The sequence below is a fragment of the Chryseobacterium sp. FW101-FHT12H09 genome (assembly GCF_058790395.1).
In genome coordinates, this window is record NZ_JBYTCP010000005.1 from 255,438 (window position 1) to 269,715 (window position 14,278).

Below are 14,278 nucleotides of genomic sequence, written 5' to 3' on the forward strand. Positions count from 1 at the left end.
AGCTGACCCACGTATATAAGCACCTTTCATCTATAAATTCACTATCAAGAAGACATACACATCCCTTCGGCTCTTGTGCCTGTAGTCCCGGATACTGATTAAATATGTAATGTAATTGTTTCATTATATTTTTTGTTTTAAACATTTTTGGAAATCCTGAAAACCTGTTGCTTTCAATTTTCGGTTGCAAAGTAAATATGATTTTTTTTAATTCGCAAATAAATTTTAATTACAACTAACTGATAAACAGAAAGTTACACCAAAATAAAAGAAACAGGAATTCCTGTCCACAATATATTGCAGATGCCTTAACTACCTAAATGACTGTCTCTCACCGGTTTGCTTATCACTCTATTTTGTTATATTAAAATTCCATTGTTAATTAAAAATTTTCACTTTTCTGGTTATTTTTTTTCATTCTAAATAATTTCTGCCTTAAAAACACAAAAAACGCCTCGACAATCGAGGCGTTTTGCAGTATTTTGATTAAATCTTTACGAGTTTACAGTAAATAATTTCCAAAGTCAGCACATTTTGCCCCATTCCATATCATACATTCATATCCAAACGATCCCTTTAGTATCGGGCTATCGCATAGATTTACATTGATATGTGCTCTTTGTTTTGTCATAATTTTGTTGTCGCAAAGATAATATTTTTCTTAATAAAATGGTGAGTTCGAGGGTTTGAGTCCTTCTTGATGGTGGCTTCGAGAGCCTCAGTCACCCTTGCAAACGCACAAAAATTGACCAAGTAAACAATATTGAAACATTTACAAATCTTTCAATTCTTAAATCATTCAATCTTTTAATAATATTAATTCCTAAACATCTTATTCCTACCCGTTTTATACCTCGAAATATCTTTTAAAATAACCTGATCATCAGGATTGAAATGTTTTAATTCATTTACAATTTCAGAATGTGTTTCCACTTTTTCCGAAATAATCTGGTACGCAATATTTCTCGCTACAGACTGTAGTTTTGGATCTTTTTTAAATTCATACTTCATCGCTTCCAGGTACATGATCTTTTTATCTGTGGGAGTATCTTTATATAAAACCTGAATTTGATTTTCCAATTGTTTAACATCAAAAATATTAGCAAAATAATTATTCAGACAGTTGAATGCATCTTTATTTTCTTCCCAGCCTTTTAACAAAACCTTCTGGGCTTCATCTGGCGATTCCATTTTTTTGCGATAGATCAATGACGCTTTTACCATCTGGTTGTTTCCAACAAAATCATTCGCCACCATTTGATAATAGATATGAGCATTTTTCACATCATTCATCTCTTTATAAAGATCGCCTACTTTTTCTTTCTGCTCCAATTCTTTATAAAGATCAATCGCTTTTCTGTATTGTTTTGCTTTTTCATAGCAGATTGCAGCATCAGATTTATTATTTAATTTTTTAAGATAAATAACTGCTGCTTCATTATATAATCCCCCGTTTTCCAATGTTTTGGCTGCCCTGTAATTATCCTGTAAGAGATTCATATATACTTTTGCAGCTTTTTTATAATCTCCTTCACTAACGTATTTTTCAGCAAGTTCTTCATATTTACTTCGGATTCTGTCAAAAAGTGAATTTTCAAGATAAAAGCTTCCACCTGAACCCCCTCTTTTCCCCAGGCCTTTATCCCCTCTTTCTTTATCCTTCAAACTAACCATGACCAAAAGGATAATTATAGCAACGATGATAAAAATACCTAAAGTTCCTAAAACACTCCAAAAGCTTTGATGAAAAAGCTGAGCAATAAGACCTAATATTTTAAGAAATATCAGAATAAAAAATGCTCTGATAAATTTGTCTATAAACTTCTGCTTATTCATCTTCGTCGGATTTTAAAATGGTTTTATCTTCACTGAACAAACGATAGATCAGTAAGATTACACAAATAACCAGAAGCCATACGAACCAGTTGTAGCCATACATCTCAATCAGCGGATAGAAAAGATAGATCAGCATGCCAACCAAGACAATGACTAAAAATATTTTGATTCCTCCCGGAACGTTATTACCGCCAATGTTTAAGGATTTTTTCCTGAAGAAATAGGAATAAAGGCCTACACTTCCTATAATTAGAATTACTAACCAGACAATTTCAGAGAATGAAATCTTTTTGGCCGAAGAATCTCCTGAACCTGAGGTTTTCTTTGTATTGGCATTTTGATCAGATGAAAAATGAGGTTCAATATTTCCAAGTGTTCCGTAAAGACGTCCCAGAGAGTCCTCCATTAAAACCTGTTTTTTCCTCCAGACACTTTTTACAACCCCTTGGTTGACTGGCTTATTTGGATTTACCTTTTTAATGGAATCGGAGATCTTCCGCTGATAATCTTTGGACTTGCTTTCAATATGCTGAGCTATTTTCTTATTGTATATTTTCTTAAGAAAGTCTCTTGTTTTATTTTCTTTCGTTCTGTATTTCTCGACTTTCTTTTCAACCTCTGCAACCTCTTTTGCGTTTGGGCCTTTAGAAGCTGCCGTTGCATATTCTTTCATTAGATCTCTTCTCTCATCGTTGTATAGAGAATCAATTTTCATATCAATCTCAGTAAGACCGGATTCAAAAGCTAATTTACCGGGATCCTGATTTTTTAAAGCATCTTTAGAAATTACATTTCCTGAAGAAACAGGGGGTTCAGTCTCAGGTGTATCTTTACTAAAACCGATAATAATCCTTCCAACGATAATTACAATCCACAATGCAAGCAATACCCATCGGTAATCCCTGGGTTTACCATTTCCACGACCGCCACCCAACAACCTGCTCAACCAACCATTATCGAATTTAAATTTTCCAAAACCATCACCTCTGGAAGTTCCCAGAATATCCAAAGGAACTCCAAGATCTATCGCACGGTCAGGGTATTTTTCGATGTACTTTAAATATTTTTCAATTTCTCTTTTATTTCCCGCCATCACTTTCTTCATATCAAAAGGAAGATTTTTCATCCACTCTTCTTCAGTCTGTGATTTTTGGAGTGATTCCATCATTTTTTCATCATCGATCTCTACGGTATAGCTTTTAATTTCCTGCGGAATATAGACTCCGTTTGAAGGTTTCCTGATAGAAAGTTTAGCCTTTTCCGGTTCTTCAAGCACTAAGATCCAGTCGATCTCCTCTGATAATTTAACCAAACCAAATTCAGGATGCATTACCAGAAATCTAGAATCTATATTATGCCAGTCTTCGGGATTGATCTTGGGATAAAAAGTGGTATTCTCAGGAATAAAAAGAATCTCGTCGATACATTGAAAGTAAGAATTCTTTCCAATTTCCAGTGGAGCATGATCCGTAAAAATAATGAAACATCCGTATAGAATATTAGGTTCATTAGAAGGAATAGCAAAAGTCTTTACCAGATTAAGATCTATCTTCAACTTATCCATTTCTTCAAACCATACCAATGGTGAAGAACCTTTAATCAGAACTCCTTTCTTGGGATAGTTATTTTTTGGAAAAGGTTTTATTCTAAGCTCCATATTCCAAAATTTGATTAATAAAAGGTTCCAGATAATCAGAACACATATCTTCTATCGTTTTCATTTTAAGCAAAGTAGTTTCTGGCAGATAGTATTCTGCTCCGCCAAATTCTGTATTTGTTGCTAGAGACAGGAAGCCATGCTCTGTGGAGGGGATATAAAATACCGGAATATTTTTATTACTGCTTTTAAATGTTAATATTCCACGGGTATCAGTTATAACCTCACTTCCATCTGAAAAAGTAAATTTATTTTTATATTGATTGGCTGCAATCTTTATCTCGTGATTATTTTTAAATAAAGTCAGTGAGTTATCATATACTTTAGTCAGTCGGTTGTTTGAAATCACAAGGCTATCTTCCGCATTAATCCCAATATTATTAAAGTTGTTTAAAATTTTTATTCCACTATTCGATAATTTCCTGATCTCTACTTCTACTTTTGAATCATTCTTAGCGATCTCTTTGTCATTTTTTACTGATTCAAAAGAGATGTTTCCATCGATATTGATATGATAGATCCAGATAGATTCTGCATTGTAGAGGTAAAAACTTTTATTGAAATAAACCAATTTATAATCATCGGGAATATTTTTCCCAGTGAGATTTAGCTCTGAATATTCTTTTGTAACAAGATTAAGTTTAGAAATCAACTTTTTATCAGCCTGATACTGACATAAAATAAAATGCTGCTGTTTATTTTTCGCCAAAGCAAACTGTCCCCTGGGCTTAACAGAGATATCTTCAATTAAAACCTCACATCCTCTATGTATTCTATAACGATCATAATAATCTTTATTATAATAATTATCGGACAAATAGGTTCTTAGCAATTGTTTCTTATTACTTAAAATAAAAAATTCCCCTTCATATAAAAAGGTAGCTATTTTATTGACCGGAGTTGGAAACAGAATAGGATAATTTTTTGGAACATCCGTTTTCTTGCCACTTGATAAATGACTATCCCCTTTTTGTTTTCTTTGTGGTGGATTAGCCCATAATTCCTGTAACGGAAGTATAATTTTTTGAATATGCTTACGGGCACCCTTATGGTGTTTAAAAAAATTCAATTCGCCATCAGTAGAGGTTGTTACCAAAAATTTCAATCGATCCCTGTTTTCATGAATTACCTTTTGTAAGTTTTCATTACTGAGGTTTTCCTGGTTGGTGATAAAAAATACTTCAATATCCTTTTCTGTATGTTCTTCCTGAAAAAATTTATCTAATGCCTGGGAAACTTCCAAAACCGGACTTACCTGGTTTAAGTGATCTATTACATTCTCCACTTTATCCAGAGAAATAGGAATATTAGTCTGTCCGACTGTGAAAACTTTGCATTGTGAATTGGCTTTTGGATGCTTGATCACAGCAATCGCAGATGCATAAGCTAAAACTTTTGGGGTTCCCCAGTTTTTCAAAGAAGTATCTATTAAAATAATTCTCTCGAAAACATTTTCTTCAGGAGGTATTTCCCTTTGAATATAAAGGGTCTCGCTATTAGCTACCCTGCTCATGAAAATCTCATCCTCATTGGCAAATTCTGATAAAAGCATTCTGTGGAGTTCTCCTTTATTCGTCATATCGGATATCCCCCCAATTGGCTGCTCCCCCGGAGAAAGATGACGCATGGGAATTTTAAGTCCACTCCAGATCCTTTTAATTAAACTTCCTACCTGAAATGTTTTAGGATCCTCTATTAATTCCTGAATAAAATCTTTATTCGATTCTACTGTTGTTTCTTCCTCTACAATTTCATCTTCCAATTCAGGCTCATCAATAAAGCCTTTCATGGCACCGATAATAGATTCTGAAGTCGGAAATTTTTCATTGAGCCAGACTAAAATCCGGGTATCTTTTAGTATAAATAATGGTGTTACCGCTATTTTTTCGGCACTTTTTGAAAGAGTATAAGGACTTTTTGCAAACTTTTTTAAGAGGAACTCACTGGAAACGGCTGATAGCCTGTTGTGACAATTATTAAACAGTGTCTGTAGCAGCAATATCTTATTTTGTCCTTTTTTAAAAGACACTCCCAATCGATTTAAATTTTCCAGGAAATTCATGATCGAAGCAATTTCCAGATCTGTTTTTGCCTCCTCTTCCAGCTTTTTTAGGTAATAAGAAATACCGTCAAAATTAACATATCCTTCCTGTGTAGCATACAATACCAATAGCAAAGCTCCAAAAGGAGGAATTCCTTGCGGTTGCAATTCTTTTAAAACTTCAATAATATAAGGTCTGTATGCAATGGCTCCAACATTTGGAATCGAAACAAGATTATTCTCATGATATCCTGTGTCATCACGTACATCTTCATCTGTCATCCATTCCCAAAAATATCCTTCATAGGATTGGAAATATACATTTAGATCCATTCTTTCGCTTTTTCAGTAAGACGGTATGAGCTTGCAGATAATCTCCGGAAGTCTTTTTTATTAATAGATAGATAACTTCCATCTTCCTGCCATAAAAGCCATTGATCCTGAAGTTCATTATATTTTCTCTGTAACAATAAACTCAAATTTTTAAATTTAAAATCAAAACCTGTTGGCAAAAGATGTCCATTTTTTTCCCAATAGGTCTTTCCCGGAAAACTTAATAATGGCGTTCCCAGAAATAATGCTTTATCTTCAATAATGATCCATTCATTTTTTTTAAGCTTAAAATTAGGTAATGCAGTAACCATTCCTTTAATTTCTGACATTGAACATAACAAAGCTGTTGCGGGTTGTTCTTCGGCACTCGATTTTAGCTTCACCTCAACTTTTTCACTGATTCCAAAAAAATTCTGATTGGATGGTGGTAAAACCAGACGTAAAGCTTTATCAATTGGAGACCATAATAGTGCAGTTCTCATTTTCTTAGCAGGTACTAAAGCATCCATTCTGAATAGCAAACCATCTCTCAACTCATACAAAAGGAAATTGGGCAATTGCTGAATCTCAGGAGAAACAACCTGTTCTTCTGTAAAACCTTTCAGCCAAATAACCTCATCCTCTAAAGCAATCTGAACATTTTTCCAGTCTCTGACAGACCCTAAAAAATCTTCATCACCACGAGGCAGTTCTGCCCAAAAGTCTTTTATACGCTTTGAAGGATCTTCTGCCATAAACTTTCTATTTCCTGTTGAATGTATTGTTTTTGTTCAGGATTTTTGATCCAGTCACAACGTGTCTGCAGGTATCTTAATTTATCTTTGATCACGTTCTGCTCTTCAAAAGTAACTTCTCCGCTATTCCATTTTTCAGTAAGAATTTTTACATCTTTCATTACTTCCTCCGGATTCGGGGTTTTATTGTGTAACGCCTGAGGATGGGTTTGCGGATTTTCATCTTTTTCTATTGTTCTGTTGATGATCCCTTCCAGGATTTCAATCTGTTCTTCCGTATCCCAGATGTGCTTCAGTACCCAAAGATCAGAAAGAATAGCTTCATTTCTTCCGCAGATCAACGCACTTGCAGCAATAAGATTCTGAAGTTTTACCGCCCTACGGTCAGAAATAGCAATTCCTGTATTCCGAAGATTAATAATAGTATTTAAATACACTTCATAAATAGGTTTCAGATCTACTGTTTTACATAGGTTCTGAAGCTCCCTTATTTCATCAGCCTGAATTCCGGGAATATCTGTTTCAACAATATTTTCCAATTTCCGTCCTGCCAAAAGTACTTGCTGAAGAAGCTCAGGATTTACATAATCTACATTAATCCTGATCAGAAAACGGTCAAATAAGGCATTCAGTGCTTCATCTTCCGGCAAAACATTACTTGCACCTACAAACATTAGAGCAGGCAGGTGCTTTGTTTCCTTTCCACGTTTGAAAATCTTTTCGTTCAACGCCATCAAAAGGGAATTCAAAATCGCGGAATTGGCATTAAAGATTTCATCTAAAAAAACCATAGATGCTTCCGGCATCATTCCCTCGGTATTGGTAAGAAGCTCGCCTTCTTTTAATTTTCTGATATCAAAAGGTCCGAAAATTTCATTCGGTTCGGTAAAACGGGTTAATAAATACTCAAAATTTTTACCGTCTTTCACAGTTTGTGACAATGTTCTTACGATTGCCGATTTTGCAGTTCCCGGAGGTCCATATAAAAATGCATTTTCTCTTGCCAAAAGACATATTCCAAGCAGGTCAACTACATCGTTTTTACCTACGAAAGTATCTTTTACATAATTGAGTACTGTATTAAGTTTTGTAATATTTGGAATCATTTATTTTCTTCTTCGTTAATAATTTTTAATTCTCGCCACAATTCGTCCTTATGTAAGCCAAATTCAGCAATCAGTAATTGATTAATATAGGGAATTTCAGCCAGTCGGTAGGCTCTCTTTTCTACAATTCTTTCGAGATATAATTTCCGGAAGCTTGGATCTTCCAGCTCCTCTTCCCAATTGATTTTTCCAAGATCAAGATCATATTCTACACCCGAATAATGAAACTGCGAAAGAATATTCTCCAGTCGCCCAATTAAAGGATCGTTTGGATCTAAAGTTTGAAGAGCGGTAATTATCTGTGGTAAAAATCTCAATGACAGGTCAGCAGATAGTAAGGCTGATACGTTCTTCTCTCCTCTAAATTCAGGAATTAACTGATCCAGGTCTTTTGCTGTATTTTCTCTCACCAGATACAGTTGTGCAGCATGATAAAACACTTTTGCTGCCCAAACGGCTGTTTCCTTATCACAAATCAGGTAGTCTGATAAAAACTCCAATCTTTCTTTTTCAAATTCGGATTCAAAATAATCTGCTGCATCCTGTTCTTCTTTTTTTGATATGGTTTGAATATTTGAAAAAATGGTGATACACTCCTCTTTACGAAGGAGAAAGAGCGTATCCAAAAATGGAGATGTATTTTCGACCATCTAACAAAAATAAAATTATTTCTTTGAGAATAAAATTTTTATGTAAATGATTATGAATTAAATAACATTTACTCCTAAAGTCAGTCGTAAAGACACAAAAGAATAAAAAAAGAATGTTTTTAAGACACAAGGATTTTGTCTGCGATAAAAATTGATTGTGTAAATTCTTTCACTTTGTTCAGAATAACAAATATTGTGTTGTAATGTAGAAAACAGCTATATTATTCAAATTATTGTTCTATTTACTATCCTTTTTCTATTGAGATTGCTTTGTCGCTTTGCTCCTCGCAATGACATTGTCAATGTAAAAGTTATTATCTTTGCCGTCATTCAAAATAATATTATGAGTATTCACATTAGTGCAAAAAAAGGAGAAATTGCTAAAGTAATATTACAGCCGGGGGATCCGCTTCGTGCACAATATATTGCCGAAAACTTTTTGGAAAATGCAAAACTGGTAAGTAAAACAAGAGGAATCTTATATTATACCGGTCTCTATAAAGGGAAAGAAATTAGTGTAGGAGCAAGTGGAATGGGATTCCCAAGCATCGGAATTTATTCTTATGAATTGTATACAGAATATGATGTAGAGACTATTATCAGAATCGGAACTTGTGGTGCCTACACTACAGATCTGAAAGTATTTGATATACTTAATGTTGAAAATGCTGCAAGTGAGAGTACCTATGCAAAATTTGCCTGGGAAATTGAAGACGATATTCTTTCGCACCAGGGAAATATTTTTGATACCATTAATGCAACTTCCGAAGAACTATCTTTGAAAACCAAGGCTATTAATATTCACAGCAGTGATATTTTCTACAGAAAGGATTTAACTATTCCCGCAATTGCTACAAAATATAATTGTCCGGCTGTGGAAATGGAAGCTTTTGGATTATTTGCCAACGCTAAACATTTAGGAAAAAATGCAGCGACCATTCTTACGGTAACTGATATTATTCCGACTCATGAAAATATTTCAGCTGACCAAAGAGAAACAGCATTGAAGCCAATGATTGAGCTGGCTTTGGAATCAGCATTAAAAGCTATCTAAAAGCTGAAAACAAATCCACGGTTTAACAAAAATAAAAAGAGCTTTACTTAATCAGTAGAGCTCTTTTTTATAATTTGAAAAATTTCCTGGTGACTTCTGTTGTTTCTTCTGCCACTTCAGCAATGCTTATTTTCTTCAAATGGGCAATGGTCTGTGCAATATAAAGAAGAAATGCAGGTTCATTACGACGATTTTGATTTCGTGCTGAAATATTTTTAGGCAACATGAAAGGTGCATCTGTTTCAATCATCATTCTATCCAAGGGAACATATCTGATCACTTCTTCGAGATGTTTAAATCTTCTTTCATCGCTGATCGCTCCTGTAAATCCAAGATAAAATCCCTTATCCAAATAGGCTTTTGCTTCTTCTGGTGTACCAGTAAAACAATGTACAACAGCTTTAGGAAGATGGGAAAGATAGCCATCCGTAATTTCATTAAATCTTTTAAAAGCAGATCTTTCATGAAGGAAAAGTGGTTTATTAATTTCTATAGCCAATTCAAGTTGTGCCTGATAACACTTTTCCTGTATCGGCCTTGGAGAAAAATCACGGTCAAAATCAAGTCCGCATTCTCCTACTGAAACCACATGAGAAAGCGCTAATAGTTTACGGAGTTCATTCATACTCTCACCATTAAAAGATTTTGCATCATGAGGATGGATTCCAGCTGTAGAAAATAAGACCTCCGGATATTCCCCTGCAATTTCAGCAGATTCTTTACTTCCACGTACACTTGTTCCGGTAAGGATCATCTGTTCTACTCCATTATCCAGAGCACGGTTAATTATTTCGTCGTGTTCATTATTGAACTGTTTATTGGTCAGGTTAATGCCAATATCGATGTATGTATTCATTTTTCTTTTTTTGTTTTAGTCATATAAAAACACCTTATAACATGAGGACTGTTTACAGCACTTCTAAAAGATCTTTCGCTGTAAAATTTTTTGTGGTTAGAGCGTATTCTTCCATTGACTTCTTTAGTGATCTTTACCCAGATCGATCTTTGCTTTTTCCTTCTGAGCTTTCGGAATCTAATAGATTCACACAATTGATCTTCTATTTCAGCTTGTATAGTTCTACGCCACTTCTTGTTTCCATACTTTTTCAGATAAGGTCCAATCTTACCATATTCATACGATCGGAATGTTCCCTTATTATAGATATTTTTCATTTCTAAAAAATTTCAGCAAAATAAAGAACCTAGTACGCAATCTTTTTACGTTGTATGAAATTATTCATTGATAAAAGGTTCCAGAAAGCCAATTAATTGGGTTTCTCCATGGCTCCAGCGAATACCATGACCGTTTTTCTCTCTTATTTCATAAACAAGCTCATGCTTGTAATGAAAGAATACATTCCACCATGTTTTATTTTCAATGACATCATTGATCTTCGCCATTACTTTTTCCTGTTTCTGTAGATTATTCCCTGATATTTCGCCCCAAAACATATCTTCCGTCCTTCCAAGGTGCTTTTCCCATGCTCTCTGAGCAATTGTTATTTCTTCATTAAAAGGTTTTTGACAGCTATCGATCAGGATATGTTTAAGAGGTGGAATAGCTCTTTCATCACGAATACTTGCAGAGGTAAGTCTTTGTCCCAGAATATCCAACCAATACTCAAATGGAATTGCCTCCAACTTCCGAACTTTTCTTTCTTCTGAATCGTTTTCTTCAAAAATATTGATGAAACTACTAAAGCTCTGATCACGATCTGCTTTTATCTCTTCATTAAAATAAGGTACATCCCAATTTAAAGTCTCGTTCTTATATGCCAGAATATTTTTCTCTAAACTTTGCAGATGTTCATCCGATAAAATAGCACCATATTTTTCTTTCCATGAATTTGAAAACAAAGAACACAGTTCGAACATAATTATATAATTTTTTATAAAAATAACAGATTCTCTAATAATGCTAAAGACAAGCTATTATGTTTTTTTGAAGGTTTGGAATATTTGAATTTGAACAAAAAAAATCCTCATCAATGATAAGGATTTTTGTTTTATTCTTTCTCAATTTCTAATCATTATTCCTCAACTGTGCTAAAACAACAGACAAATTATTAATCCCCCAGTGTTCAGCGTATTTACCGTTTTTAAGGCGCACAATATCAATAACATCAATACTTATTCTTCTTCCAGACGGAGCAATTCCCATGAAATTTCCGGTATGAGTTCCAGAAATATTTTTCCGGGTGGTAACCAGATCTCCCTCTGCAATCTGTTGAAGAATCGTAACCTGAATATCGGGCATTGCAGGTCTCAAAACAGAGTTAAATGTATTAATCATTCCCTGTTTTCTATTGTCAGCCCCTTGTGGGGCAGAATGATTAATAAAATGATCATCCATTAATTCTTCGAAGACCTCAACATTACCGTTTTCAATTACTTCTTTATTAAAACGCTTAACGACTTCTTTGTTTTTTTCAAGTTGTAAATCCATACCTTATGATTGATAATTTTCATCAATATGTAAATTTACGATAAAACATCTACTCGCTCCATGGAGAATGTAAGATACAATTGCAGAAATTTTTTCTTTCGAAATTAGGAATCATAAAGGCACAGACATCGGCTTTAATATTTCCGAAAGTTGTCTCTGTTTTATGTTTAAATCCATCGAAGAATGTTGGGATAATTTTATTTTTGAAATCATTTCTTGGGAATGCCTCTATAATTGCATTTCTATTGGTCTCACTAAGATGTTCATAACCTTCTCCCATCACGTCCAGTCCTACTCCGGAATACATCAGAGCAACTTCATTTTCTTTATGTTCCGCAATTCCAATTGTGGTATGAAATGCTATTGTATCCCAAACCAATTGCAGCTGATCTTTTGGAAGACCATGACTTTTTAGAAAATCTCTGGCTGCATTGGCTCCATCAACTTCAAATCTCAGATCCGCGCTGCTGTAATGTGAAACCAAACCCAGGTCATGAAAGACTGAACTTACATAAAGGAGCTCTTGGTCATATTCCATATTTCTCCTCTTCCCATTTAATGAAGAAAAAAGAAAAACCCTTAATGAATGATTATAGATAAATTCTGTTCCGTGTTCTAATAACAATTCGGTAGCTTCTGTAGCGATTTTACTGTCGGGAATACTAATTCCGGCCACACTTTTTAATCTTTGAACTGACATATTTTTATATTTTATTGAATACAAAAATAGGTTTAGACATCCTTGTATGGAATGTCAGAATCTTCGTATTACCTGCCAATATTTACAAAGATCTTTCGATAATCCAAAGGCGAAGTATTGGTTTGCTTTTTGAAAAAATGGCTAAACTGCTCTGGTGTACTGAATGAAAGCTGATAAGCAATTTCCTTGATTGTTTTAGCTGAAAACTGCAGCTGCCGTTTCGATTCGGCGATCACTTGTCCGGCTATGATTTCCTTAGCACCTTTTCCACTTTTCTTTTTAGATATTTCAGAAAGTTTACGAGGAGTAACCATTAACTGGTCTGCATAGTATGAAACATCATGCATTTGATTATACTGTTTATTAACCAATTCCAGGAAACGACGATAGATCTGGTTATCAAAATCGTCAAGGCTTTCCTGAAAAGCTGGAGCAGCATTAGCAAGCTTAATCATAAGAATTTTTAAATAAGCCGCCATCGCATCAAGCTTATTGGGATAATCATTGCTTATACTTTCTTTTAAGAGAATTTCACAAATAGCATTCAGTTCATAAAAATCTTTTTCTTTTAAAGATAATCTCTGATGAAGAGCAGCATCATTGAACAGTAATAATTTACAATTAGAAGCACTTGAAGGTGCCCTTTCCCAGAAACAGTCACCGAAGCTTATTTCAAATCCCGACCATTTCGTTTGGTAAGAAAAAGAAAACACCTGTCCTTTTGATATAACAAATACTTCTGATCCTTCTATATCAAATTCATTATCATCAATAATAAGTGTGCCTTTTCCTTCATGGATGATCAGTACCCGATTATAGGTAACACTTATTACATCAGCTTCCCCGAAAACCGATTGGGTAAGTTTTTTTACCTGAAAAGAATCCTTTATCTCTTTATCAAGGATAAGTGTTTCATCATACATACTCTATGTCATCTTGAATATTCAAATTTACAAATATCAAATGTATTAGTGATTATAAGTTATAGCTTTTGACGTATCAAAAAATAGCAACAATCAATGATACTTTTTACAACAAATGAGATATTTCATACAATTTTTTGATTTTTATATAGAATAAGTTTGCTCTGTTTAAAACCTATCCATTATGAATGCATAAAAAAAATTATGTTATCTCTTAGCAATGTTTGCTTTAACAATTACCGCTGCATCATGTTCAGATAATGATGAAGAGATCGTAGTTGTAGAACCTGAGCTTACTCCTTCACAAGTACTGGCTTCTACCCCCTGGGAAACGACAAACGCTAAAAATCAGAACGGACAGTCTGTTCCCTTAACAGATTCAAACGTAGCTAATTTTGTGGGATTTGCCTATTTCAAGGCAGATGGAACATTTACGATGTACAACCTGGATAACTCTCCAAAGATGCATGGCGATTGGTCTATTTCTGCAGATGGAACTACAAGAACCATTGTTGCAAAAGACAATAATGGGAATGTTCTTTTCACGAGAGTCGTAAAAATTACGGTATTAACGAAACAGGAATTTACCTATAGAGTGTTTCCTGACGCAAACAATCAGTCAGTGTATTATGATATTATCCATACACCGACAACTCATCCAGAGCCATAATGGTTCTATTTTTTTATAATAAGCGAAAGGCTGTCTCAAAAGACAGTCTTTTTTACTTTATTCTTCAAACCAATTATCTTCAAGATCGTCACTATCCAAATAAGCATTATTTTTTTTTCATTTTTTCA

15 protein-coding genes are annotated in these 14,278 nt (G+C 34.2%); 2 read left to right on the top strand and 13 right to left on the bottom strand.

Annotated features, from left to right (window positions below; genetic code table 11):
• Positions 1-502: 502 nt before the first annotated feature.
• The 7 genes from AC3WRL_RS20175 to AC3WRL_RS20205 form a co-directional block, all read right to left on the bottom strand.
• The gene (locus tag AC3WRL_RS20175) at positions 503-631 is read right to left on the bottom strand and encodes a penicillin-binding protein (protein WP_261509767.1); all 129 of its coding nucleotides are present in this window, start codon (positions 629-631) and stop codon (positions 503-505) included.
• Positions 632-816: 185 nt separating this feature from the next.
• A complete protein-coding gene (locus AC3WRL_RS20180) occupies positions 817-1,836 on the bottom strand; it encodes a tetratricopeptide repeat protein (RefSeq protein WP_492331120.1) in 1,020 nt (339 codons plus the stop codon).
• Positions 1,829-3,493: an APC family permease gene (locus AC3WRL_RS20185; protein ID WP_492331121.1), complete on the bottom strand. Its 1,665-nt coding sequence runs from the start codon at positions 3,491-3,493 to the stop codon at positions 1,829-1,831. The genes AC3WRL_RS20180 and AC3WRL_RS20185 overlap by 8 nt, the downstream gene beginning before the upstream one ends.
• Complete coding sequence (locus AC3WRL_RS20190) at positions 3,483-5,867, bottom strand: hypothetical protein (RefSeq protein ID WP_492331122.1); 2,385 nt, start codon at positions 5,865-5,867, stop codon at positions 3,483-3,485. The genes AC3WRL_RS20185 and AC3WRL_RS20190 overlap by 11 nt, the downstream gene beginning before the upstream one ends.
• Positions 5,858-6,601: a hypothetical protein gene (locus AC3WRL_RS20195; RefSeq protein WP_261509771.1), complete on the bottom strand. Its 744-nt coding sequence runs from the start codon at positions 6,599-6,601 to the stop codon at positions 5,858-5,860. The genes AC3WRL_RS20190 and AC3WRL_RS20195 overlap by 10 nt, the downstream gene beginning before the upstream one ends.
• On the bottom strand, positions 6,574-7,707 hold the full coding sequence (locus tag AC3WRL_RS20200) for an AAA family ATPase (protein WP_214828588.1): 1,134 nt from the start codon (positions 7,705-7,707) through the stop codon (positions 6,574-6,576). Before AC3WRL_RS20200 ends, AC3WRL_RS20195 begins: the two co-directional genes overlap by 28 nt.
• On the bottom strand, positions 7,704-8,333 hold the full coding sequence (locus tag AC3WRL_RS20205) for a hypothetical protein (RefSeq protein ID WP_261509773.1): 630 nt from the start codon (positions 8,331-8,333) through the stop codon (positions 7,704-7,706). Before AC3WRL_RS20205 ends, AC3WRL_RS20200 begins: the two co-directional genes overlap by 4 nt.
• Before the next feature lie 367 nt (positions 8,334-8,700).
• Between AC3WRL_RS20205 and deoD the strand changes: the two genes are divergently transcribed.
• A complete protein-coding gene (gene deoD / locus AC3WRL_RS20210) occupies positions 8,701-9,411 on the top strand; it encodes a purine-nucleoside phosphorylase (RefSeq protein WP_214828571.1) in 711 nt (236 codons plus the stop codon).
• Between the two features lie 67 nt (positions 9,412-9,478).
• Here deoD and AC3WRL_RS20215 read toward each other — a convergent pair whose 3' ends face one another.
• From AC3WRL_RS20215 to AC3WRL_RS20240, 6 genes are all read right to left on the bottom strand, one after another.
• A complete protein-coding gene (locus AC3WRL_RS20215) occupies positions 9,479-10,267 on the bottom strand; it encodes a TatD family hydrolase (protein ID WP_214828568.1) in 789 nt (262 codons plus the stop codon).
• Positions 10,264-10,584 (bottom strand): hypothetical protein, encoded by a 321-nt coding sequence (locus AC3WRL_RS20220; RefSeq protein ID WP_492331123.1) that lies wholly within the window; start codon positions 10,582-10,584, stop codon positions 10,264-10,266. The genes AC3WRL_RS20215 and AC3WRL_RS20220 overlap by 4 nt, the downstream gene beginning before the upstream one ends.
• Before the next feature lie 60 nt (positions 10,585-10,644).
• Positions 10,645-11,286: a tRNase toxin domain-containing protein gene (locus AC3WRL_RS20225; protein WP_492331124.1), complete on the bottom strand. Its 642-nt coding sequence runs from the start codon at positions 11,284-11,286 to the stop codon at positions 10,645-10,647.
• A gap of 148 nt (positions 11,287-11,434) precedes the next feature.
• Positions 11,435-11,857: an ester cyclase gene (locus AC3WRL_RS20230; protein WP_214828548.1), complete on the bottom strand. Its 423-nt coding sequence runs from the start codon at positions 11,855-11,857 to the stop codon at positions 11,435-11,437.
• A gap of 49 nt (positions 11,858-11,906) precedes the next feature.
• On the bottom strand, positions 11,907-12,557 hold the full coding sequence (locus AC3WRL_RS20235; RefSeq protein WP_214828545.1) for an HD domain-containing protein: 651 nt from the start codon (positions 12,555-12,557) through the stop codon (positions 11,907-11,909).
• A 68-nt stretch (positions 12,558-12,625) separates the two neighbouring features.
• On the bottom strand, positions 12,626-13,480 hold the full coding sequence (locus AC3WRL_RS20240; protein ID WP_261509779.1) for a helix-turn-helix domain-containing protein: 855 nt from the start codon (positions 13,478-13,480) through the stop codon (positions 12,626-12,628).
• A 220-nt stretch (positions 13,481-13,700) separates the two neighbouring features.
• On the opposite strand from AC3WRL_RS20240, the gene AC3WRL_RS20245 reads away from it, so the two are divergent.
• Positions 13,701-14,150: a DUF4822 domain-containing protein gene (locus tag AC3WRL_RS20245; protein ID WP_492331125.1), complete on the top strand. Its 450-nt coding sequence runs from the start codon at positions 13,701-13,703 to the stop codon at positions 14,148-14,150.
• The last annotated feature ends 128 nt before the right edge of the window (positions 14,151-14,278 follow it).